21 protein-coding genes and 1 pseudogene are annotated in these 20607 nt (G+C 72.5%); 10 read left to right on the top strand and 12 right to left on the bottom strand.

Annotated elements, in window-relative coordinates:
- Positions 1 to 69: 69 nt before the first annotated feature.
- Complete coding sequence (locus ACZ4VI_RS05610; RefSeq protein ID WP_467996895.1) at positions 70 to 495, bottom strand: PIG-L deacetylase family protein; 426 nt, start codon at positions 493 to 495, stop codon at positions 70 to 72.
- On the opposite strand from ACZ4VI_RS05610, the gene ACZ4VI_RS05605 reads away from it, so the two are divergent.
- On the top strand, positions 494 to 790 hold the full coding sequence (locus tag ACZ4VI_RS05605; protein ID WP_467996893.1) for a WD40 repeat domain-containing protein: 297 nt from the start codon (positions 494 to 496) through the stop codon (positions 788 to 790). The genes ACZ4VI_RS05610 and ACZ4VI_RS05605 overlap by 2 nt on opposite strands.
- Positions 678 to 1007, top strand: coding sequence for a WD40 repeat domain-containing protein (locus tag ACZ4VI_RS05600; RefSeq protein WP_467997272.1), 330 nt, complete (start codon positions 678 to 680; stop codon positions 1005 to 1007). The genes ACZ4VI_RS05605 and ACZ4VI_RS05600 overlap by 113 nt, the downstream gene beginning before the upstream one ends.
- Positions 1008 to 1090: 83 nt before the next feature.
- Here the strand turns inward: ACZ4VI_RS05600 and ACZ4VI_RS05595 are convergent.
- Positions 1091 to 1255: pseudogene (locus ACZ4VI_RS05595) on the bottom strand (IS701 family transposase); the annotation flags it as partial.
- A 26-nt stretch (positions 1256 to 1281) separates the two neighbouring features.
- Between ACZ4VI_RS05595 and ACZ4VI_RS05590 the strand changes: the two are divergent.
- Positions 1282 to 1950 carry a hypothetical protein gene (locus ACZ4VI_RS05590; RefSeq protein ID WP_467996891.1) on the top strand — a complete coding sequence of 223 codons (669 nt, stop codon included), beginning with the start codon at positions 1282 to 1284 and terminating at the stop codon, positions 1948 to 1950.
- 181 nt (positions 1951 to 2131) lie between these two features.
- A complete protein-coding gene (locus ACZ4VI_RS05585; protein WP_467996890.1) occupies positions 2132 to 3526 on the top strand; it encodes a condensation domain-containing protein in 1395 nt (464 codons plus the stop codon).
- A 43-nt stretch (positions 3527 to 3569) separates the two neighbouring features.
- Here ACZ4VI_RS05585 and ACZ4VI_RS05580 read toward each other — a convergent pair whose 3' ends face one another.
- Positions 3570 to 4304, bottom strand: a complete 735-nt coding sequence (locus ACZ4VI_RS05580; protein WP_467996888.1) for a PIG-L deacetylase family protein — start codon at positions 4302 to 4304, stop codon at positions 3570 to 3572.
- Between the two features lie 141 nt (positions 4305 to 4445).
- Here ACZ4VI_RS05580 and asnB point away from each other — a divergent pair, with 141 nt between their 5' ends.
- The 6 genes from asnB (at position 4446) to ACZ4VI_RS05550 (ending at position 11863) form a co-directional block, all read left to right on the top strand.
- A complete protein-coding gene (gene asnB, locus ACZ4VI_RS05575; RefSeq protein WP_467996886.1) occupies positions 4446 to 6269 on the top strand; it encodes an asparagine synthase (glutamine-hydrolyzing) in 1824 nt (607 codons plus the stop codon).
- Positions 6270 to 6529: 260 nt separating this feature from the next.
- A complete protein-coding gene (locus ACZ4VI_RS05570; protein ID WP_467996884.1) occupies positions 6530 to 7633 on the top strand; it encodes a PrpF domain-containing protein in 1104 nt (367 codons plus the stop codon).
- A gap of 91 nt (positions 7634 to 7724) precedes the next feature.
- Positions 7725 to 8468 carry an SDR family oxidoreductase gene (locus ACZ4VI_RS05565; RefSeq protein WP_467996883.1) on the top strand — a complete coding sequence of 248 codons (744 nt, stop codon included), beginning with the start codon at positions 7725 to 7727 and terminating at the stop codon, positions 8466 to 8468.
- A 15-nt stretch (positions 8469 to 8483) separates the two neighbouring features.
- Positions 8484 to 10049, top strand: a complete 1566-nt coding sequence (locus ACZ4VI_RS05560) for a class I tRNA ligase family protein (RefSeq protein ID WP_467996881.1) — start codon at positions 8484 to 8486, stop codon at positions 10047 to 10049.
- A gap of 98 nt (positions 10050 to 10147) precedes the next feature.
- Positions 10148 to 11458 (top strand): D-inositol-3-phosphate glycosyltransferase, encoded by a 1311-nt coding sequence (gene mshA / locus ACZ4VI_RS05555; protein ID WP_467996880.1) that lies wholly within the window; start codon positions 10148 to 10150, stop codon positions 11456 to 11458.
- Between the two features lie 207 nt (positions 11459 to 11665).
- Complete coding sequence (locus ACZ4VI_RS05550; RefSeq protein ID WP_467996879.1) at positions 11666 to 11863, top strand: hypothetical protein; 198 nt, start codon at positions 11666 to 11668, stop codon at positions 11861 to 11863.
- Positions 11864 to 12032: 169 nt separating this feature from the next.
- Here ACZ4VI_RS05550 and ACZ4VI_RS05545 read toward each other — a convergent pair whose 3' ends face one another.
- The 9 genes from ACZ4VI_RS05545 to ACZ4VI_RS05505 form a co-directional block, all read right to left on the bottom strand.
- On the bottom strand, positions 12033 to 13085 hold the full coding sequence (locus ACZ4VI_RS05545; RefSeq protein WP_467996878.1) for a LuxR C-terminal-related transcriptional regulator: 1053 nt from the start codon (positions 13083 to 13085) through the stop codon (positions 12033 to 12035).
- Between the two features lie 121 nt (positions 13086 to 13206).
- Positions 13207 to 14241: a LuxR C-terminal-related transcriptional regulator gene (locus ACZ4VI_RS05540; RefSeq protein WP_467996876.1), complete on the bottom strand. Its 1035-nt coding sequence runs from the start codon at positions 14239 to 14241 to the stop codon at positions 13207 to 13209.
- A 121-nt stretch (positions 14242 to 14362) separates the two neighbouring features.
- Positions 14363 to 14800 carry a Fur family transcriptional regulator gene (locus ACZ4VI_RS05535; RefSeq protein ID WP_467996875.1) on the bottom strand — a complete coding sequence of 146 codons (438 nt, stop codon included), beginning with the start codon at positions 14798 to 14800 and terminating at the stop codon, positions 14363 to 14365.
- Between the two features lie 76 nt (positions 14801 to 14876).
- A complete protein-coding gene (locus tag ACZ4VI_RS05530; protein WP_467996874.1) occupies positions 14877 to 15719 on the bottom strand; it encodes an SAM-dependent methyltransferase in 843 nt (280 codons plus the stop codon).
- A 269-nt stretch (positions 15720 to 15988) separates the two neighbouring features.
- Complete coding sequence (locus tag ACZ4VI_RS05525; protein WP_467996872.1) at positions 15989 to 16468, bottom strand: GNAT family N-acetyltransferase; 480 nt, start codon at positions 16466 to 16468, stop codon at positions 15989 to 15991.
- A 125-nt stretch (positions 16469 to 16593) separates the two neighbouring features.
- Positions 16594 to 17505, bottom strand: coding sequence for a M56 family metallopeptidase (locus ACZ4VI_RS05520; protein WP_467996870.1), 912 nt, complete (start codon positions 17503 to 17505; stop codon positions 16594 to 16596).
- The gene (locus ACZ4VI_RS05515; RefSeq protein ID WP_467996869.1) at positions 17502 to 17879 is read right to left on the bottom strand and encodes a BlaI/MecI/CopY family transcriptional regulator; all 378 of its coding nucleotides are present in this window, start codon (positions 17877 to 17879) and stop codon (positions 17502 to 17504) included. The genes ACZ4VI_RS05520 and ACZ4VI_RS05515 overlap by 4 nt, the downstream gene beginning before the upstream one ends.
- A 152-nt stretch (positions 17880 to 18031) precedes the next feature.
- Positions 18032 to 18313 carry a metal-sensitive transcriptional regulator gene (locus tag ACZ4VI_RS05510; protein ID WP_137994181.1) on the bottom strand — a complete coding sequence of 94 codons (282 nt, stop codon included), beginning with the start codon at positions 18311 to 18313 and terminating at the stop codon, positions 18032 to 18034.
- A 10-nt stretch (positions 18314 to 18323) separates the two neighbouring features.
- The gene (locus tag ACZ4VI_RS05505) at positions 18324 to 20597 is read right to left on the bottom strand and encodes a heavy metal translocating P-type ATPase (RefSeq protein WP_467996865.1); all 2274 of its coding nucleotides are present in this window, start codon (positions 20595 to 20597) and stop codon (positions 18324 to 18326) included.
- Between the last annotated feature and the right edge of the window lie 10 nt (positions 20598 to 20607).

The raw sequence follows: 20607 nt of genomic DNA, 5'->3' as shown, positions 1-20607 counted from the left end.
CGAGTGACGAGTGACGAGTGGCCCTGCCCGGCACGACCGGGCAGGGCCACTCGGCCGTCCAGCGCCGTCTCAGTCGATGTGGACGATCTGGAACGCCTCCGCCATGCGGCCCGGGGGCAGGCCGCCCGTCGTCGCGTGTTCGGTGAGCCAGGTCCGTAGCAGGCCTGCCAGGTCGTCGAAGTGGGCCGTCTGGGAGGTGTGGATCCGCAGGGCTTCGACCTTGCGGTCGAAGACCGGGGTGACGTCCACGTACTGATTGGGCGTCGGGCCGGTCATCAGCCACAGCTCGTGGACGGTCCACGGTTCCAGGCCCTCCTCCTTCAGGAGCGAGGCGTGGGCGAAGGGGTTGCGGGCCTCCGGGTAGATCGCGCGGAGGCAGGCGTCGCCGACCGCGCGGTGGTCGGGGTGGAGGTCGGCCGCGCGCGCCCAGTTGATCTCGGGGGAGACGCTGGCGTCCGCGGGCGAGAAGACCACCAAGGTCTGGCTCTGGGACATGCAGACCCGCCTCGTCAGGGCGACGCTCGACGGATATGGGCTGGGGGTGACCGCGATGGCGCTCAGCGCGGATGCGAAGACCCTCGCGGTCGGCAGCTACGACCAGCGCCTCACCCTGACCGATGTCCCGCTCGGTAGCGCCCCGGTCGAACTCGAGGACTCTCAACTCGCGGCCAAGGGCCCTGTGCACGCGGTGGAGTTCAGCCCCGACGGCCGGAAGCTCGCCGTCGCGAGGCAGTCGTCGTTCGAGATGTGGACCGTCGCGAGCCGCACGTTTCGCCCCGATCGCGGGTGACACCCGCCTCGATGACCTCGCGTTCGCCCTCGACGGCAAGACGCTGCTGAGCGGCGGCCGGGACAACAATTCCTACCTGTGGGACGCCGAGAGCCTCGCCCAGAAGGAGACCGTCCACGGCCAGGGGACGGTGGTGTGGGCCGTGGCCTTCAGCCCCGACGGAAAGGCCGTCGCCTCGGCGAGCAAGGACCTGGTTTTCCTGAGCGAGCTCGGCTAGTAGTGCTTCGTTAGGTTCTGAGTCTGGTTCTGTTGCGGGGCAGGGGGCGTCCGCAGGTGGTGCATGTTCCGGTCCAGCACCGGTTCGCGGTAGTCGTGCTCGATCCGCCAGCGCATCTTCGCCCACCGCACGAGGTCGGCGGCGGGGGTGCCGACGGGCAGGTTGGTGATCCAGTATCCGGTCGGGACAGCTTGGCCGGCGGGCCATTCGATCAGCACCGTCCTCACGGGTAGCACCCCGTCCCACTGGTACTCGGCGCGTGGGTGGCTGTCCCTTGCAGTTGGCCGTACTGGGGTTCGTGGGGCTGTGCGGCGCGCTGAAGAGTGGAAGTGGAACGGCGGCCCCGAGGGGTGTGGAGGCGGTGGCGGGCGTGTTCGTGCTGCTCGCCCTCGTCTTCGAGGGGCAGCAGGCCACGGTCAAGGTCGACGAGGCCGCGGCCGCCCGACTCAGCGTCATGGCCGGCGATGTCACGGTCGGCCGCCTCACCGGGCCCGCCGATCATCTCATGTGTGACGAGATGCGATTGGGGGCATTCGGGTGGAGAACAGGGCGTACCGGAACTGCTCCCGGCCCCCGCGCTCTCCTCCTCCTCAGTGGCACGACAACTGAGGAGGCACTCATGACCGGGCTGCAGACACTTCCGATGAGCCCCACGGGGCGGACGGAGTTCGACGCCTATCGTTTCCGCGGGATCGTCCTCGACGACCTGGACGAGGACGACGTCCTGGTCGCCGGCGACTACCCGCTGCCGCCGCCCGCGCCCGGCAGCCGGCTGCCCATGCCGCTGGAGCCGGCGGACCGGCGACGGCTTGAGCTGCATGCCGCCCTCACCACGGCCGGTATCGCACCGCTGCCGGGTGACCTCGCTGCCATCGAGGCGCTGTGCGCCCTGGACGACAGCACCCACATCGCGCTCCAGAGGTGGATCAGGCGCGCCGCGTGATCCACTCGCCCCGGCCCGGCACCCGCCCCGGGTGCCGGGCCGTAGTCGGCGCCGCACACGCGACCGACGGCGGCCGTTGAGCCGTTGAGGTCCCTGGCGCCGCCCGGCGTCTCTTTTGCAGTAATCCCTCGTTGGGCCCCGTGGGCATCGAGCGATGCCGGGAACGGAGAGTCCCTTGCGAATGACCGATATCCACCGTTGCGACGTCCGGCCCGGCAGGCTCGTGGAGTGGACGCTGCATCCGTCCACCGTCGAGGCGGCGGCCGGTTTGCCGGAGGATTCCCGGCCGCCCGCCTATGTGCAGGAGTCACACATCCGAACGTCGCGTTCCGTACGCGAGGACGGCTTGTTCGTGCCGACCTGGAGCGGCGCGGCGTTCGACATCCAGGGGTCGGTGGACACCGAGGCCCTCCAGGAGGCACTGCGGACCTGGACCCTACGGCACGAGACGCTGCGCAGCGGCTTCCGCTGGGTCGGCGACGAGATGCGGCGGTTCACGCTTGACGCCGATGCCGTCGCACTGCACCGCGAGGACGTCGGCGACTTCGGCGACGCGACGACGCTGATCCGGTACCTGGAGGACCGTTTCGACGTCGCGGCGGACGCCCTCGGCTGGCCGAACTTCATCTATGCGGCGGTCCTCAGGGAGGACGGCGCGAGCATCTACGCGGCGTTCGACCACAGCAACGTCGACGCGTACTCGATCTACCGCATCCCCGCCGAGATCCACGAACTGTACGAGGCCGCCCTCCAGGGCCGCGCCGTGGAGACGCCACCGGTCGCCAGCTACGTCGACTTCTGCGCGATCGAGCGGACGAACGCCGACGAGATCGACGACACGCACACGATCGTCGCCCGCTGGCGTGAGTTCGTCGCCGCATGCGACGGCACGCTGCCGCCCTTCCCCGTCGACCTCGGCCTCGATCCCGAAGGGCCGCTGCCCACCCAGAAGATCATGTGCGACATGCTCGTGGACGACGCCGACGCGGCGGCCTTCGAGGAGCACTGCCGCCCGTACGGCGGAAGTCTGGTCGGCATTCTCGCCGCCACCGCTCGCATCGTCCACGAGATCGGCGGGCAGCAGGTGTACCGCACCGTCGTGCCCTTCCACACCAGGGCGAAGTCCGAGTGGATGGACTCGGTGGGCTGGTACGTGGGCGGCGCCCCGATCGAGGTCCCCGTCGCGGGGGCGCCGGATTTCGACAGCGCGCTGGAGATGGTCCGCGACGAACTGCGCAAGAACAGGCGGCTGTCCCGGATTCCCGTCGCCCGCGTGCTGCGTCTGCTGGGCCACGACTTCCGGCCGACGTCTCCGGACCTGTACTCCATCGTCTCGTTCGTGGACACACGCGGCATTCCGGGATCGGATCGCTGGCAGGACATGAGGGCGCACGGGCTGATCCGGGTCTCGTACGGCGACCAGGTGTGCGTGTGGGTCGCCCGGCACCATGACGGCCTGCACCTCTGCTGCCGCTACCCGGACACGGCGGTCGCCTACAAGAACATGCGGCGGTACATCGAGGAGCTGCGCGGACTCATCGTCTCGGTGGCGCGGGACGCGGCCGTGCCCGCCTAGCCAGGGCCGGGTGGCCATCCGCCGCGTGAGCCCGGATCACGTCTCAGTCGATGTGGACGATCTGGAACGCCTCCGCCATGCGGCCCGGGGGCAGGCCGCCCGTCGTCGCGTGTTCGGTGAGCCAGGTCCGTAGCAGCCCCGCCAGGTCGTCGAAGTGGGCCGTCTGGGAGGTGTGGATCCGCAGGGCCTCGACCTTGCGGTCGAAGACCGGGGTGACGTCCACGTACTGATTGGGCGTCGGGCCGGTCATCAGCCACAGCTCGTGGACGGTCCACGGTTCCAGGCCCTCCTCCTTCAGGAGCGAGGCGTGGGCGAAGGGGTTGCGGGCCTCCGGGTAGATCGCGCGGAGGCAGGCGTCGCCGACCGCGCGGTGGTCGGGGTGGAGGTCGGCCGCGCGCGCCCAGTTGATCTCGGGGGAGGGGATGATCGCCCGCTGCGGCCGCACCTCGCGGATGACCCGGCACAGGTCCCGGCGGAGTTCCACGCTCGGCTCCACGAAGCTGTCGGGGTAGCCGAGGAAGCGGACGTCCGCGACGCCGCTGAGCTTGGCGGAGTGGACCTGTTCGGCGCGGCGCAGGTCCGCCATCGCTTGGCGCGGGAGCCGTGCGTCGTAACCGCCCGCGTCGCCGTCCGTGACGATGCAGTACGTGACGCGGGTGCCGCGCTCGATCCACTGCATGACCGTGCCGCTGACGCAGAACTCGATGTCGTCCGGGTGTGCGGCCACCACGAGCAGGGACTCGGGGGCGGTGCGATCGGTGGGGTCGAAGTCCTCCATGCCGCAAGCCTGTTGGGGTGGCGGGGGCGTCGCAAGGCCATGTCGTGGCGTGAACTGGACATGGCACTTACGCGCCATTCAAAAGCTTGGTAGATTCAAATCATTGAGCTTGCTGGGTGACGTGCTTGGAGGGTGACCGCGATGTGCAGGATTTTCGGCTCCTTCGCCGCCGGGGCCGCGGCCCACGCGGCCCGCCCCGACACGGCCGAGCTCTCGGCCGTGTCGGCCCGCCAGCGCCACGGCGGCCCCGACGAGCACGAGGTGCTCAGCGGCCCCGGCTGGTCACTGGGGTGCGACCGGCTCGCCGTCACCGACCCCTGCGGCGGGCAGCAGCCCTACCGGCTGCCGCACCTGCCCGGCGTCCTCGCCGTCCTCAACGGCGAGATCTACAACCATGCGGCGCTGCGCCGGCACCTCGCCGGACGCGGCCACCGCTTCCCCGACCGCTGCGACGGCAACGTGCTGCCCGCGCTGTACGCCGAGTACGGCCCCGCGTTCGCCGAGCACCTCGACGGCATGTTCGCCGTCGCGGTCCTCGACCTCAGGCCCGGCCGCGCCCCCCAACTCGTCCTCGCCGTCGACGACATGGGCATGAAGCCCGTCCACTGGCATCACGATCCGGAGGACGGCACCACCCGGTTCGCCTCCGAGATCCCCGCGCTCCTCGCCTTCGAGGGGGTACGGATCGCCGTGCGCGAGGACTCCCTCGACACGGTCCTCGCCACCCGTACGTCGTTCTCCGCCCGTACGGCTCTCGACGGCATCGAGGTGCTGGCGCCCGGCGCCACCGCCGTCGTACGGCCGGGGTGCCGACCGGTGGTGCGGCGCCGTGCCCCGCACCCGACCGCTGCCCCTGTGGGTGACACCCAGGACGTGCTGCGGCACGAGGTGCGGCGGCTCGCCCGGGCCGAGGTGCCCGTCTGCGCGATCACGAGCGGCGGGCTCGACTCCGGGCTCGTCACCGCGCTCGCCGCCGAGTACGCCCGCGAGAACGACGCGCCGCCGCTGCACACCTTCCACCTCACCTACCGGGGCAAGTGGCCCGACTCCGAGGCCGCGTACGCCCGTACGGTCGCCCGCCGCGCCCGCACCACGCACCACGAGGTGGCGCTCGATCCCGACGAGCTCGGCTCGCTGCTCACCCGTACGGTCCGCCACCTCGGCCAGCCCAACGCCGACCCCATCGCGCTCTCCACGTACGCCCTGTTCCGGGCGGTACGGGAGGCCGGGTTCACCGTCGCCCTCGCGGGGGACGGCGCGGACGAGCTCTTCGGCGGGTACGAGCGGATGCGCGCCGCGCTCGACGCGCCGGAGGGCGCGGACTGGGCGGGGGCGTACGCGGACGCGCTGTCGGCGGCGCCGCGGATGCTGCGCGAGCACCTGTACACGTCGTCCTACCGGGCGTTCATCGCCGACCAGGGCTCGGCGGCCGACCGGATCGAGCAGGAGCTGCGCTCGTCGGAGGCCGCCGGCACGGACCGGCTGACGGCGATGACCGCGTTCGAGACGCGGTGGCGGCTGCCCGCGTACCACCTTCGGCGTGTGGACCACCTGTCGATGGCGTGGGCGGTCGAGGCGCGGATGCCGTTCTGCCAGCCGGGGGTGGTGGCGCACGCGCGCTCGCTGCCGCCGGCGGCGCTGCGGGGGAAGCGGGCGCTGTACGAGGCCGGGAGGGACCTGCTGCCGCCCGCGGTCCTCACGCGCCCCAAGCAGCCCTTCACGCTGCCGATCGCGGCCATGCTGGCCCCGGGCGGCCCGCTGCTCGACACCGTCCGCGAACTCCTCTCCCCCGCACGCCTCGTCCTGGGCGGCAAGGTCCGCGCCGACCGCGTCCAGAAGCTCCTCGCCCGCCACACCGAACGCCCCTCGCAGCAGGACGCGTTGGCCCTGTGGGCCCTGGCCGTGCACGAGCTGTGGTCGGACGTGGTCCAGGGCATGAGGATCCCGGTGGGTTGTGCGGCGTGACGGGGTCGGGGCCAGTGGGCCGGGGCGGGGCGGCCCCCTGGCCCTCGTCCCCGCCTTCCGGCGCGCCGGGCCCGGCCCTGGGTGCCGGTGCGGGGTGGGTGGCCGGTGGGCCGTCGGCATCCGCGCCGGCCTCGGCCGCTCGCGCGGTGCTCTCGCCCTCGTCCCCGCCTTCCGGCGCACCGGGCCCGGCCCTGGGTGCCCGTGCGGGGTGGGTGGCCGGTGGGCCGTCGGCATCCGCGCCGGCCTCGGCCGCTCGCGCGGTGCTCTCGCCCGCGCCTCGCGGCGCGCCGGGGGCGGCCGCGGATACCCAGGCCTCGGCCTTCGCCGCGCCGGGGACGGCGGGGGATCCCCAGGCCTCGGCCTTCGCCGCGCCGGGGGCGGCCGGGGATCCCCAGGCCTCGGCCTTCGCCGCGCCGGGGGCGGCGGGCTTCGTCCGCGCCGCCGTCGTCATGGCCGAGGACGCGCCCGGGCCCACCCTCGTCGTGGAGCTCGGGCAACTCCCCGCCGGCGCCCTCGCGTTGGCTGGGGAGCTCGGCGCGCTGCGTGCCGCCATCGCCCGCACCCCGTACGCGCGGTTGAACAAGATCGCGCTGTACGGGCCCTCCGCCCACCCCGCCCACGACCTCGACTACCGCTTCGTCCAGGCCCTCCCGGGCGGCGGCTTCGACTTCCGTACCGGCTGCGGGCACTCCCTCCTCGCCTGCGTGGTGGCCGCCGCCCGCCCCGGCCCGGTCACCGTCCGAGCCGTGACGACCGGCGACGTCGTCCGCTGCGCGCCAGAGCCCGAGCCCGAGCCCGAGCCCGGGCCCCGGGGCTCGTACACCCTCCGCTTCCTCCGATCGCCCGACGACTCCGCCGTCCTCCCCACCGGCCGACCCGTCGACGTGCTCGGCGACGTGCTCGCCGGCGTGCCCGTCTCCCTTGTCCGGTACGGGAATCCGTACGTCTTCGTCGACGCCGCGCACCTCGGGATCCGTACCGCCGAGGGGCTGTTCCGGGCCGGGGACGGCACCCTCCGGCGGCTGCTCGCGCTGCGCGCCCACGCCGCCCGCGTGCTCGGATACGCGCCGCACTCCGCCCTGCCCAAGATCGCCGCGTTCACGGCCGGGCGGCGGGGCGGGACCGCGGTCCGGGCCCTCACCGTCGGCGGCTGGCACCCCCGGCTCGCGCTCACCGGCGCCGCCGCGCTCGCCGCCGCCGGCGCGCTCCCCGGGACCGTCGTACCGGCCCTCGACGGGCCGGTGCACACCCCCGGCGGGCCCGTCACCGTCTCCGCCGACCACCACGGCGTCGCCGTCCACCACAAGCGCGCGGCCGTCCTCGACCGGCTCGAACTGCCGTGGCGTATCCACGCAACGGCGTGAATGCGCACCCCTCTCACCGCGCCCCCGCGCCGATTCCTCTGCCACGCTGAATTCGACCGGCAACCGGTATCCATGGGGAGAGCGGACGAGTATGAAATTCGAGAATCTGCGTGTCGTCGTGACCGGAGCGTCCCGCTATTTCGGCCGCGCGCTCGCCGTCGGATTCGCCCATCTCGGCGCCGAGGTCTATGTCTCGGCCCGCACCGTCGAGGCCGCCGAACGCACCCGTACCGAAGTCATGGGCGCCGCCCGGGACCGTATCCACGCGTTCGGCTGCGACCTCAGCAGGCCCGCCGAGATCCGCGAGTTCGCGGCGCGGGTCGGCGAACGCACCGACCGGGTCGACCTGTTGGTGAACAACGGCGCCCGCTGGCTCGACGGCATGGACCTGGAGGCGGCCAGCGACGACCAGATCGTGGAGACGATCGAGTCGACGGCCGGCGGCACCGTCCTGATGGTCAAGCACTTCCTGCCGCTGCTGCGCGGCTCGCTGCGGCCCGACATCGTCAACATGGTCGCCGTGCGCGACGCCGGAGGCGCCTCCGGCGTCGCGGGCGCCGCCCACGAGGCGTTCTGGGCGGCGAAGAGCGCGCAGGCGGGTTTCGCCGACATTCTCTCGCGCCGCCTCCGGCCTTCCGGCGTCCGGGTCTTCTCGCTCTTCCCGCCCGACTTCTCCACCTCCGATCCCCGGTTCGCGGAATGGGACGGAACGAATCCGGACGGAATGGCACCGGACGAGAAGCTGACCACCCAGGCCCTTTTCGAGTGCATCGTCTATGCCGTCGAACAACCCCGTGACTGCTTCATCCGCTCCTTCCATTTCGAACCTCGCTGACGCTCAGGAGGTCTCATGAGCACCCCCGTCTGGATCACCGCGACCCCTCCGGCCACCCACGGCGAACTGCACATCGGCCACCTCGCGGGGCCGTACGTCGCCGCCGACGTCCTGTCCCGGTTCCTGCGCGCCGAGGGCGAGCCCGTACGGTTCACGACCGGCATGGCCGACCACGCCAGCTCCGTCGAGGTCAGGGCGCTGCGCCACCACCGCAAGCCCGAGGAGGTCGCCGAGGGCTACCGCGCGGCGATCACCGCCGACTGGCTGCGCTCGGGGGTGGAGTTCGACCACATCGTCCGGCCGCGCCGCGACCGCGGCTACGGCCGCTGGGTGCAGGACCTCTTCAACCGGCTGTACGCGCAGGGCGTCATCGCCCCCCGCACCCGACTCCTGCCGTACTGCGAGCCGTGCGAGCGCTGGCTGTACGGCGCGCACGTCACCGGCACCTGCCCGCACTGCGGCGCGGCCAGCGACGGCGGGATGTGCCACGAGTGCGCCCGCCCCAACGACGGCGGCGACCTGATCGCGCCGCGCTGCTCGCTCTGCGACACCCCGGCGCTGTCCCGCCGCTGCCGCCGCCTCTACATCCCCCTCGAACCCTTCCGCGAGACCCTCGCCGAGTACTGGGCCACCGCCGGCCTCCCGCCCCGGCTCGCCGCGCTGTGCGAGTCGCTTGTGGAGGACGGGCTGCCGGACATCGCCGTCGGCCACCCGGCCGACTGGGGGCTCCAGGTGCCGGTCGAGGGCTTCCCCGACCACCGCGTCGACGGCTGCTTCGAGGCCGCCGCGATGCACCTCTTCGGCTACGACACCAAGGGCCCGCTGCCCCGCCGCGCCATCCACTTCTGCGGCTTCGGGCACGCCTTCTGCCACGCCGTGCTGCTACCGGTGCTGCTCCTCGCCCAGGACATCAAGCTGCCGCAGGACTTCTGCGTCAACGAGTCGTACGTGATCGAGGAGGGGGTCCAGGAGGGCAACGTCTGGGCGCTCGACCTGCTCACCGAGTACGGCTCCGACACCCTGCGCCGCCACGTCCTCCAGGCCCGCCCGCTCGGCCGCCGTACGGTCTTCCACCGCGACCGGCTCGCCGCGGCCCGGCGCGAGCTGGACGAGAACTGGAACAGCTGGCTGTCACGGCTCTTCGCCTCCGTACGCGAGGAGTGCGCCGGACTCGCCCCGCAGGCGCTGCCCGGCGGCACGGGCTGGGAGATCCTGGAGCGCCGGCTGCACCGGGGCGTGGACGATCTGCGCGAGGCGTACGGCCCCGACGCCTTCGATCCGCGCCGCGCGGTCGCCGTCCTCGACGAGATGGTGCGCTCGGTGGCCGACTTCGGCCATGTCAACGCCCACGAGCGCTGTCGGCCCACCACCTCGTGCCCTCATCTCCCCGCACTCGCCGCACAGTTGGCGTTCGCTTCGGCGCTGTCCGCGTGGGCGCGGCCGGTGATGCCGGAGGGCGCCGACCGGCTCGCGGCCGCGCTCAGGGTCGAGCCGGGGCGGGCGGCCGACTGGCACGCCCTGACCGCGCCCCTGCCGGGCACCCGGCTCGCTCCACCGTCCGGCCCCGTCTTCGGTTTCTGACGCCCCTGTACGACTCTGCCTTCCTCCATCCCCACCCGCCGCGTGGCCGTGCGCGACGCAACGCAGGGACACGTGGCCCGCCCTCACAGGAGCCCCACGTGTCTCTGCGCGTCGCCATGCTCAGCGTCCACACCTCCCCGCTCCACCAGCCCGGAACCGGCGACGCCGGCGGGATGAACGTCTACATGGTCGAGCTGTCCCGGGCCCTCGCCGAACAGGGCGCCGAGGTCGACCTGTTCACCCGCTGCCGCGGCGAGGGCCGCCCCCCGCTCGTCGACCTCGCGCCGGGCGTCCGGGTCCGTCATCTGCACGCGGGTCCCCGCCGGGCGCTCCCAAAGGAGGCCATGCCCGGCCTCGTGGTGCCGTTCTCCCTGGCCCTGCTCAAGGAGGACCGGCGCTACGACCTGGTCCACTCCCACTACTGGCTCTCCGGGCAGGCCGGCCGCATCGCCGCCGCCGGCTGGCGGATACCGCTCGTCCACACCGCGCACACCCTGGCCCGGGTGAAGAACGCGGCCCTCGCGGAGGGCGATGCCCCCGAGCCCGAGCTGCGGATCCGTGGCGAGGACCAAGTGGTGCACTCCGCCGACCGGTTGATCGCCAACACGGCCGACGAGGCCGAGGCGCTGCGGGCGCTGTACGGGGCGGCGGCGCCGCGCACCGAGGTGGTGCGGCCGGGCGTCGATCTGCGCACCTTCGGGCCGGGGGACGGGCGCGCGGCGGCCCGCGCGCGGCTCGGGCTGCCGGCCGACGCCTTCATCCCCCTGTACGCGGGTCGCATCCAGCCCCTCAAGGGCCCCGACGTGCTCGTACGGGCGGTGGCGGAGCTGCTGCACTTGGCACCCGGCCTGCGCCGCCGGCTGCTGGTCCCGGTCGTCGGGGGTCACTCCGGGGCGACCAGGGAGGGGTCGGCCTGGCTGCTCGCGCGCGAGCTCGGGGTCACCGATGTGCTGCGGCCCTGTCCTCCCGTACCGCAGTCGCGCCTCGCGGACTGGTACCGGGCGGCGGACGTGCTCGTGGTGCCCTCGCGCAGCGAGTCCTTCGGCCTGGTGGCCCTGGAGGCGCAGGCCTGCGGGACGCCGGTGCTCGCGGCGGCGGTGGGCGGGCTGCCGACGGCCGTGTGGGACGGGGTGACAGGGCTGCTCGTCCGGGGGCACGACCCGGTGGAGTACGCCCGTCGGCTGCTGTGGCTGGCCGCGAACCCGAAGGCGCGCGAGACGATGGGGGAGGCGGCGGTCCGTCATGCCCGGGGGAAGAGCTGGCGCGCCTCCGCCGCCCGGACGATCGAGGTGTACGGAGCGGCTCTGGGGGATGGGGCAGGGGCGGCGGCACGCCCCTGCCCCGACGGCCTCTCTCTCCTGGAGGAACGAGAGGACCGCACCACGAGCCTAGCATCTCTTTTGGTCTGACCAAAGATATGGAGCGCCCTGGATCGGTCAGTTCCGTTATGGGGCGGGCGCATTGGCGGATTGACGCATCCACGCCATGGCAGATCCACGCATGGAGAAACCCTGGATCCGTTTCCCGGGGCGGGCCACCATGGAGATGTCTTCAGGGAGCGCCCGGCGGCACGGGCCCCCGAAGTCGGAATTCACATTCCAACTCCTGGAGGAATCATGTCCGCTGTTCGTACCTCGGCCGTCCGCAAGACCGTCCGTCAGTTCGCCCTCGCGATGGTGGCGTGTATGGCCGTGGCGGGTGGCGCCGCGCTGGCCGCCGCTCCCGACGCCACCCCGGCTGCCACCTCGCAGCAGGCCGGCGCGGAGAACGACTGGCCGAAGGCGAGCCCGACGCCGGTCGCACCCACCAACTGACGTGACGTCGAGAACATCGAGGACATCGAGCTGAATTCAGCTGGGGAGTCAGCGGTAATCAGCTGAGAACAGGGAAATCCCCCCGCAGTCGCCGTCCGGCGACTGCGGGGGCTTCTCCGTTCCGTCGGAAGTTCGGCGAGGCGGAATTCCTTGATCCGCTGGGGAATGATCAGTCGAGCCAGCCGAGGCGCACCGCGCGGACCCCCGCCTCGAAACGGCTCGACGCCCCTAATTCCTGCATGAGTTCGGAGAGCATCCGGCTCACCGTGCGCAGCGAGACTCCGAGGTTCCGGGCGATCTTCTCGTCCTTCATGCCCGAGGCGAGCATCTGGAGCGCCGCCCGTTGCTGCTCCGAGAGCCCGTCGCCGCCCCGCTCCGGCGCCCCGGCGTCGCCGTAGGGGGTCGCGGTGTGCCAGCAGTGCTCGTACAGGCCCAGATAGGACCGGACCAGCACGGAGCCGCGCGCCAGGATGGCCCCCTCGCGGGGCTCCTCCGGCCGGATCGGCACCAGGGCGAACTGCTGGTCGGCGATGATCATCGTCATCGGGATGACGGGCGCGAGCCGGATCTCCACGCCCAGCGCGACACGCCGGCTCAGCAGCTCCGCGAGCTCGGGCCGCGCCGCGTCCCGGCTGCTGTAGATGGCGCGAACACGCACCCCGTTGCCGATCTGGCGCCGGTCCCGGTCCAGCATCCGCTCCGGGATCTGCCGGTTGGGCCCGCCGGGGTGCATCGAGGCCGAACTCTCCTGCATCACATCGGTGATGTCCTCGAGGGCCTGCTGGATCCGGCGGTAGTCGGTGATGGCCTCGACGGCGATCTCCGAGCGGGCAAGCGCCCCCGAGCGGAGGAAGGTTTCCGCAAGTGTCTCAAGCGTGCTGTACGCCTTGTCGGCCTCGGCCAGATGGTCCCGCAGCCGCTCGCGCTCCCGCTCCAGGAGGCGCAGCAGGGCGATCTCCGGATCGACGGTGGCCACCGTGTCCGTGTCCGGTTTCCAGCCGGCGTCGCGCACGTCGGCGATCGTGGCGTGGGTCTCGGTCGTCGGCACGATCAGGCCGAGCGAGGTCAGTTCGGCCCGACATCGCTCGTGCTCCTCCGGAGCGAGGCGTAACGCCGCGCACGCCTCGCCGAAGCTCGACACGCCCCGTCTGCGCAGTTCTTGATAGAGAGTCAGAAGGGTCAGGGCGGCCGACTCCGCCGTGCCGTCGTCCGTCGTGGCCATGGCGCAGTGACCCCCCTCGTCGATACCCGTCTCCCTCTCCCACCCTGTCACAGGGGGCGGCGGATTTCCTCGTACGATCTCGGCCGCATCCCCGCGGCCTGCACTCGGGCGGGCTTGCGCGTCACGCGCCCCTTTCGCGTGGTTCGCCGTTTTCACGCGGTTCGCCGTCCAGGAGTCCGAGCCTGGCCGCCTTCACCCCGGCCTCGAAGCGGCTCGCCGCGCCCAGTTCCTGCATCACCTCGGAGAGCAGCCGGCTCACCGTGCGCAGAGACACCCCGAGGTTCTTCGCGATCTGCTCGTCCTTGATGCCGGAGGCGAGCATCCGCAGCGCGGCCCGCTGCTGCTCGGAGAGCCCGTCGCCGCCGCGCTCGGGCCCGTCCTCGTCGCCGTACCGGGTGGCGGCGTGCCAGCAGTACTCGTACAGCGCGAGATACGAGCGGACCAGGCCGGGGCCGCGCGCGAGGATCGCGGCGGAGTCCGGGTCGTGCGCGTCGGTGGGCAGCAGCGCGAAGTTCTCGTCGGCGAGCACCATGTTCATCGGTACGACGGGGGAGAGCCGGACCTCCACCCCAAGGGTGGCCCGCTCCTCCACGTGCTGGGACATGTCCGGTACGGAGCTGATCCGGCGGCTGTACACGGCGCGGACGCGCACTCCGCGGGCGGTCCAGCGCCGGTCGCGCTCCAGCTCCCCGGCCATGTCCTCACGCCGTACCGAACCGGTGTGCAGCGAGTGCACCGAGCCGCGCACGGCCTCGCCGAGGCCGGCCAGTTCCTGCCGGACGCGGCCGGGGTCGGAGACGATCTCGACCTCGACCTCGGAGCGGGGGGCGGTACCGGCACGCAGGAAGGGGCCCGCCAGGGTCTCCAGGGTGGCCTGGGCCCGGCTGGTCTCGGCGAGCCGGCTCTCGAGCCGGTCGCGCTCGCGCTGGAGGAGGCGGACCAGGGCGACGTCGGGGTCGATCACCGAGCGCCGCGTGGTGGGTTCGATCAGGCCGAGGGTGGCGAGTTCGCCACGACATCGGTCCCGCTCCTCGACGGAGAGGGCGAGGAGTTCCGCGACCTCGTCGAAGGAGCAGGAGGGCCGGGCACGGAGTTCGAGATAGACCGCGAGTGCCTGGTCGCTTCCCGTGCGCGTCCCGGTGGCGTTTCTGGACACAGCAGCAGACTCCCCTCGGATCCCTGCGGACCCCGTTGAATCGCCCCGCTAGACCCTGCCACAGAATCGAACGCCACGCACGGTGTTCAAACAGCCCCGCGCGCGGTCTCGGCGCGCGGTGTCAGTCCTCCGCGACGGCGGCGCAGTCGGGGCAGAGGCCCTTGAAGACGATCTCGGCGTCGCTCGTCCGCCAGTGCGGGAGGGCGCCGCGGGGCGGCTTCGGGGCCGGGGCGTCGACGTTCTCCACCCGGCCGCACCGTACACACAGCGCGTGCTGGTGGGGCGGCCCGGAGATCTCGAAGACGGCCGGAAGCCCGGGGCGGTCGAACTTGCTGACCAGGCCGGTCTCCTGGAAGTGCCGGAGCATCTCGTACACCGCCTGGCTGGTGAGCGTGCCGAGGCGCTCGCGGGCGGTGGCGGTGATCGCCTCCACGTCGAGATGGCCGGCCGAGGCGAGCACCGTGAGCACCTCGAGGCGCGGGCCCGTGACCCGCAGACCGACATCGCGCAGGCGCTGGATCACCGCCTCGCGGCCCGTCAGCTCATCCACGACTGCCATCTTCTCCGCCCGCCACCCGGTCGATCTGGTCGGCTCAAACTTTTGCAGGCATCGTACCTCTTGGTCTTCCTCGGTGTCAGTCGTCCGCACGACAGACGAGCAGCACGCTCTCGGTCCGTTCGTCGATACGGTGCCGCTGCCGGCCCTCGATGTGCAGGCCCGCGGAGTGCAGTTCGGCCGCGAGGCGCTCGGGGTCGACGATCCACTTGTCGGTGGTCAGGACGGCCCGCTCGGTGGAGAGTTTGCCGGTCCGGGAGGCGTAGTACGTGATCCGCTCGCTCATCTCGCGCAGGTCGAAGACCTGCCGGGCGACCACCCACTCGTCGATCCCGTCGAACCGCGGGACCTGGAAGGCCCAGGTCCGGCGCGGTTCGGCGACGAGGCCCGGGAGCAGATGGGCGGTGTAGTCCAGGGCGAGGGCGCCGCCGGTGTCCAGGTGCGAGGCGATCTCGCGCAGCAGACCGGGGCGGGCCCGCGGGGGGACGGCGGACACCATGGCGCCGGCGAGAAGCGCGAGCCGGTAACTGCCGTGCAGGCGAAGGCCGGTGAGGTCGGCGCGGGTGGTCGCGATCAGTTCCGCGACGTGGGGGCCGATACGGCGGGCCCAGGTGCGGAGCCGCTCGAGGGCGGCAGCGTCCCGGTCGACGGCCTCGACGGCGAAGCCGTGGCGGGCGAACGGGACGGCGAGCCGCCCGGCGCCGGAGCCGAGGTCGAGGACGGGGCCGCGGCCGGTGGTGGCGCGGGCGAGGCCGAGGTAGCGCACGATGTCCGCGCTGTGGGGGCCGAGGAGGGCGTCGTACAGCCAGACGGAGTCCTCGTCGCCGGGGGCGACGGACTCAAGGCCGGGGAGGGTGCCGGTGGTGAGGTCGTATCGGGACGGCAGGACCGGCGCGAGCGCGGCGCCGCTCTGTTTCTGCATCGCTCCTCCAGGGGCTCGCTCGGTCCATGCCGTCCGGACGAGGTCCCGTGCCGCCGGGCCCGCGCCGCGAAACCATCCTGACGGGGTCGGGCGGGCGTGATCCAGCGATCAGGACGGCGTGAACACGCGATGGCGTTCATCTGCCAAGCCCCAGGGCCGCGCCGGGGCGGCCGTGTGGGCCCGCACGCGGGTTGTGGGCAATCGTCCCGCACCCCACCCCCCCCGTGTGGGCCCACAACCAGGGGGGCGGGGTCTCGCCCGGAGTCGGATCAGAGCGCGCGCGACAGGCGCGTCGGGGTCAGAGGGGTGAAGCCCCTTGATTCGTAGAAGGGGAGTGACGGGTCCGCTTCCGTCGGGAGGCTCACCCGCTGTTCCGTCGCCCCGAACCCCCGCATTCGGTCCGTCGCCGCCGCCAGCAGGGCCGAGCCCACGCCCCGGCGGCGTGCTCCCTCCGCCACGGCCAGGGCGTAGAGCTCGCCCTCGCCCGGGACCGGTACCCCGCTCGCCGCCGCGCCGAGGACCGTGCCGGCCGCGTCCGTGGCCACCAGCCAGCCCAGCCAGCCCGGCGCGCCGCCAGGAATTTCAATTTCCGCGCGGATACGGGGAAGCGCGCATTGCGTGGACACCAGTCGCCGCGTGGGGATTTCGCCGAGTATTTCCTCGTAACTGTCCCGAATGGCGTCGGCCAGCAGCCTGGATATCGTGGTCGCGTCCCCGGCCGCAGCCGTCCGCACGTCAGCCAGCCGCATGGTCCGTACCCTTCGATGTGCCGAGCCCTAGCGTCAACGTACCCACGATAGCCATGAATTCAGGGCTGTGTGACCGATGTGAAATCTACGAATTCACTTAGTAATTGCGTAGTCGGCCGGTTCAATTAGCTGGGGAAGGAACAACACGCGATGATCAGCGGCGCCACCGCGAGCGCCGCCGCTCCGATCGTCAACAGCCCCCGCAGCACCGGATGTCCCGCGCTGTACGGCACGAGGATCCGCCGCATCCGCAGCGCCGCCGACGGCCCGCCCGCCGCGAACGCCTCGCGCGGCGCCTGGCCGGCGGCGAGCGCGTACAGGGCGGTGGCCAGCGCGTCGCGCGTGCAGCGCCGCAACGCCCGGTCGTCGGCGGCCATTTCGAGCAGCAGGGGCACCGCCGTACCGCCGTGCCGCGCCAGCGGAAGCCGCGGGAACACCGCCGCGAACGCCTCCGCCGCCGCCACCAGGAGATGGTGCCGCCCCGCGATGTGGGCCCGCTCGTGCGCGAGCGCCGCCGCCAACTGGGCCCGGGTGAGCGTGTCGACGGCCCCCGAGGAGACAACGACCCGGCGCGAACGGCCCGGCAGGCAGTACACGGCCGGCCGCGCGTGATCGAGCACGGTCGCCCGCAGCGCCGGGTCGTACCGCCCGACGAGCCCCAGGACCCCCGCGTGCCGCAGCCGCGCCGATCTGGCCCGCAGGAGCTCCCGTACGTAACCGGCGACGGGCAGCGCGAGCGTGGCGACGGCCAGGGACAGGGCCAGGTATTCGCGGCCGGTGAGGGTGAGCAGCGCCTCCGGGGCGGGGAGCCGCAGCCCGAGGTAGACGTCGCCCAGCCGGTGGCTGCCCTCCGCCGGCAGCACGAGGTGGGCGGGCAGCAGCGCGGCGGAGAGCGCGAACACCGTGCCACTCGCCACCCACACCGCCAGTGCGAGCCGGGGTACCTGCTGCGCCCAGCGGGCCCGGACAAGGAGCCAGGGGATCAGGAGTCCGGAGGTCAGGGCCAGTCCGAGCGGCGGCAGGAGGTGGTGGTTCACCCGGCCCCGCCGCCCTGCGCGCGCCGGGCTGACCGGAGCGCCGCGTCCAGGGCCCGCATGTCCTCGTCGGAGATGGTCTCCACGAAGCGCAGCAGCGCGGCCGGCCGGTCCGCGCTGTCGCCGAGGGCGTCCTGCATCAGGGCCGCGGTGTACTCCTCGCGGCTGCGGACCGGTTCGTACAGCCACGCTCGGCCCGATTTCTCGCGGCGGAGCCAGCCCTTGCGGTGGAGGATGTCCGCCACGGTCATCACCGTCGTATAGGCGACGTGGCGCCCCAGATTTATGTCGTCAACGATCTCGCGGACCGTGGCGGGCCGTTGCCAGGCCCACAGCCGGTCCATGATCTCGGCCTCCAGCTCTCCCAGCCGGCGCACGCGCATCCCCTCCCCTACGGGCGGCCCATCGTACGGGCCGCTCATTCGGCGAAGGTATACCCCCTAGGGGTACTGTGGCTCGATGTCGACCCTCATGGAGAACCGCCCCTGCGCGAAGGTCGCGCAGGGGCGGTTGATCACTTCCTGAGGAGTTACGTTCTGATCAGCCGGGCGATGGCCTTGGACGCCTCGCCCACCTTCACCTTCGCCTGGTCCCCGCCCTGGGCGATCGCCTCGGTGACGCAGCAGCTGAGGTGCTCGTCCAGGAGGGCCACGGCGCAGGACTGCAGGGCCGCGTTGATGGCCGAGACCTGGGTCAGGACGTCGATGCAGTACACGTCCTCGTCCACCATCCGCTGCACCCCCCTCACCTGCCCCTCGATCCGCCTCAGCCGCCTGATGATGTCTTCCTTGTGCTGTACGTAACCGGCCATGGAAGGCTCCTCATCGGTCGGCGGCCTGGAAGCCGCGCAGACGCAGGCTGTTGCCGACCACGAAGACCGAGGAGAAGGCCATCGCGGCCCCCGCGATCATCGGGTTGAGCAGTCCCGCCGCGGCGAGCGGCAGGGCGGCCACGTTGTAGGCGAAGGCCCAGAACAGGTTCGAGCGGATCGTGCCGAGCGTCCTGCGCGAGAGCCGGATCGCGTCCGCGGCGGCCCGCAGGTCTCCCCGTACGAGCGTCAGGTCGCCGGCCTCGATGGCGGCGTCCGTGCCGGTGCCCATCGCCAGGCCCAGGTCGGCCTGGGCGAGCGCGGCGGCGTCGTTCACTCCGTCGCCGACCATGGCGACCGAACGCCCTTCTCCCTGAAGCCTCTTGACGACGTCGACCTTGTCCTGCGGCATGACCTCCGCGATGACCTCGTCGATGCCGACCTCGGCGGCGACGGCCTCGGCGACGGCCTTGTTGTCGCCGGTGAGGAGGATCGGGGTGAGGCCGAGGCGCCGCAGCCGCCGGATGGCCTCGGGGCTGGTCTCCTTGACGGCGTCGGCGACCTCCAGGACCGCGCGGGCCTCTCCGTCCCAGGCCACGGCGATCGCGGTCTTCCCGGTCCGCTCGGCCGCGTCCTTGGCGGACTTCAGCGACCCCGGCAGCTCCATCGCCCACTCGGTGAGCAGCTTCTCGCGGCCGACGAGAACGGCGTGACCCTCGACGACGCCCTGGACGCCGAGTCCGGGAATGTTGGCGAAGTCCTCGGGCGTGGGGAGCGTACCGACGCGGGCGGCGGCGCCGGTGGCGACGGCCTGGGCGATGGGGTGCTCGGAGGAGTGCTCCAGGGCGCCCGCGAGCCGCAGTACGTCGGTCTCGTCCACGCCCGCCGCGGTGTGGACCTTGATCAGGGTCATCCGGCCGGTCGTGACCGTGCCGGTCTTGTCGAGGACGATCGTGTCGACCTTGCGCGTGGTCTCCAGGACCTCGGGGCCCTTGATGAGGATGCCGAGCTGCGCGCCGCGGCCGGTGCCGACCATGAGCGCGGTCGGCGTGGCCAGGCCCAGGGCGCAGGGGCAGGCGATGATCAGTACGGCGACGGCGGCCGTGAACGCGGCGGTCAGGCCCTGTCCGGTGCCGAGCCAGAAGCCGAGCGTGCCGAGCGCGAGCGCGATCACGATGGGTACGAAGACGGCGGAGATCCTGTCGGCGAGGCGCTGGGCGGCGGCCTTGCCGTTCTGGGCGTCCTCGACCAGCTTGGCCATCCGGGCCAGCTGGGTGTCGGCGCCGACCCGGGTGGCCTCCACGACGAGCCGGCCGCCGGCGTTCAGGGTGGCGCCGGTGACGGCGTCGCCGACACCGACCTCGACCGGCACGGACTCGCCGGTGAGCATCGAGGCGTCGACGGCGGAGGAGCCCTCGACCACGGTGCCGTCGGTGGCGATCTTCTCGCCGGGGCGGACCAGGAACCGGTCGCCGACCTGGAGTTCGGCCGTCGGTACGGTGACCTCGCGGCCGTTCCTGAGGACGGTCACCTCCTTCGCGCCGAGCTGCATCAGCGCCTTGAGCGCCGCGCCCGCCTTGCGCTTGGAGCGGGCCTCGAAGTACCGCCCGGCGAGGATGAAGGCGGTGACGCCGGCCGCGGCCTCCAGGTAGATGTTCCCGGCGCCGTCGGTGCGGGCGATCGTGAACTCGAAGGGGTGGGTCATGCCCGGCGTACCGGCGGTCCCGAAGAACAGCGCCCACAGCGACCACAGGAACGCGGCGATCGTGCCGACCGAGATCAGGGTGTCCATGGTGGCCGCGCCGTGCCTGGCGTTGGTCCAGGCGGCCCGGTGGAAGGGCCAGGCGGCGTAGACGACGACCGGCGCGGCGAGGGTGAGGCTGAGCCACTGCCAGTACTCGATCTGGAGCGCCGGGACCATCGCCATCGCGATGACGGGCACGGCGAGGGCGACGGCGGTGATCAGCCGCTGCTTGAGGGGCCGCAGCTCCTCGTCGGCCTTCTCCTCGTCGGTGGGCCCGCTGTCGCCGCCGGCGGTGTCGGCCTTCGGGGGCTCGGGCTCGGCGGCCGTGTAGCCGGTGGCCTCGACGGTGGCGATCAGGTCGGCGACGGAGATGTCGGCGTCGGCGTCGAAGGTGACCTTGGCCTTCTCGGTGGCGTAGTTGACGGTCGCCTCGACCCCGTCCATGCGGTTGAGCTTCTTCTCGATACGGGCCGCGCACGAGGCGCAGGTCATGCCGCCGATGGCGAGCTCGACCTGGGCGGCGCCTGATGTGGTGGAGGTCATTTCCTGCTCC

The organism is Streptomyces sp. NPDC029169 (assembly GCF_055563935.1).
Note: the sequence above shows the minus strand (reverse complement) of the source record. Positions and strands in the feature narration are given on the sequence as shown.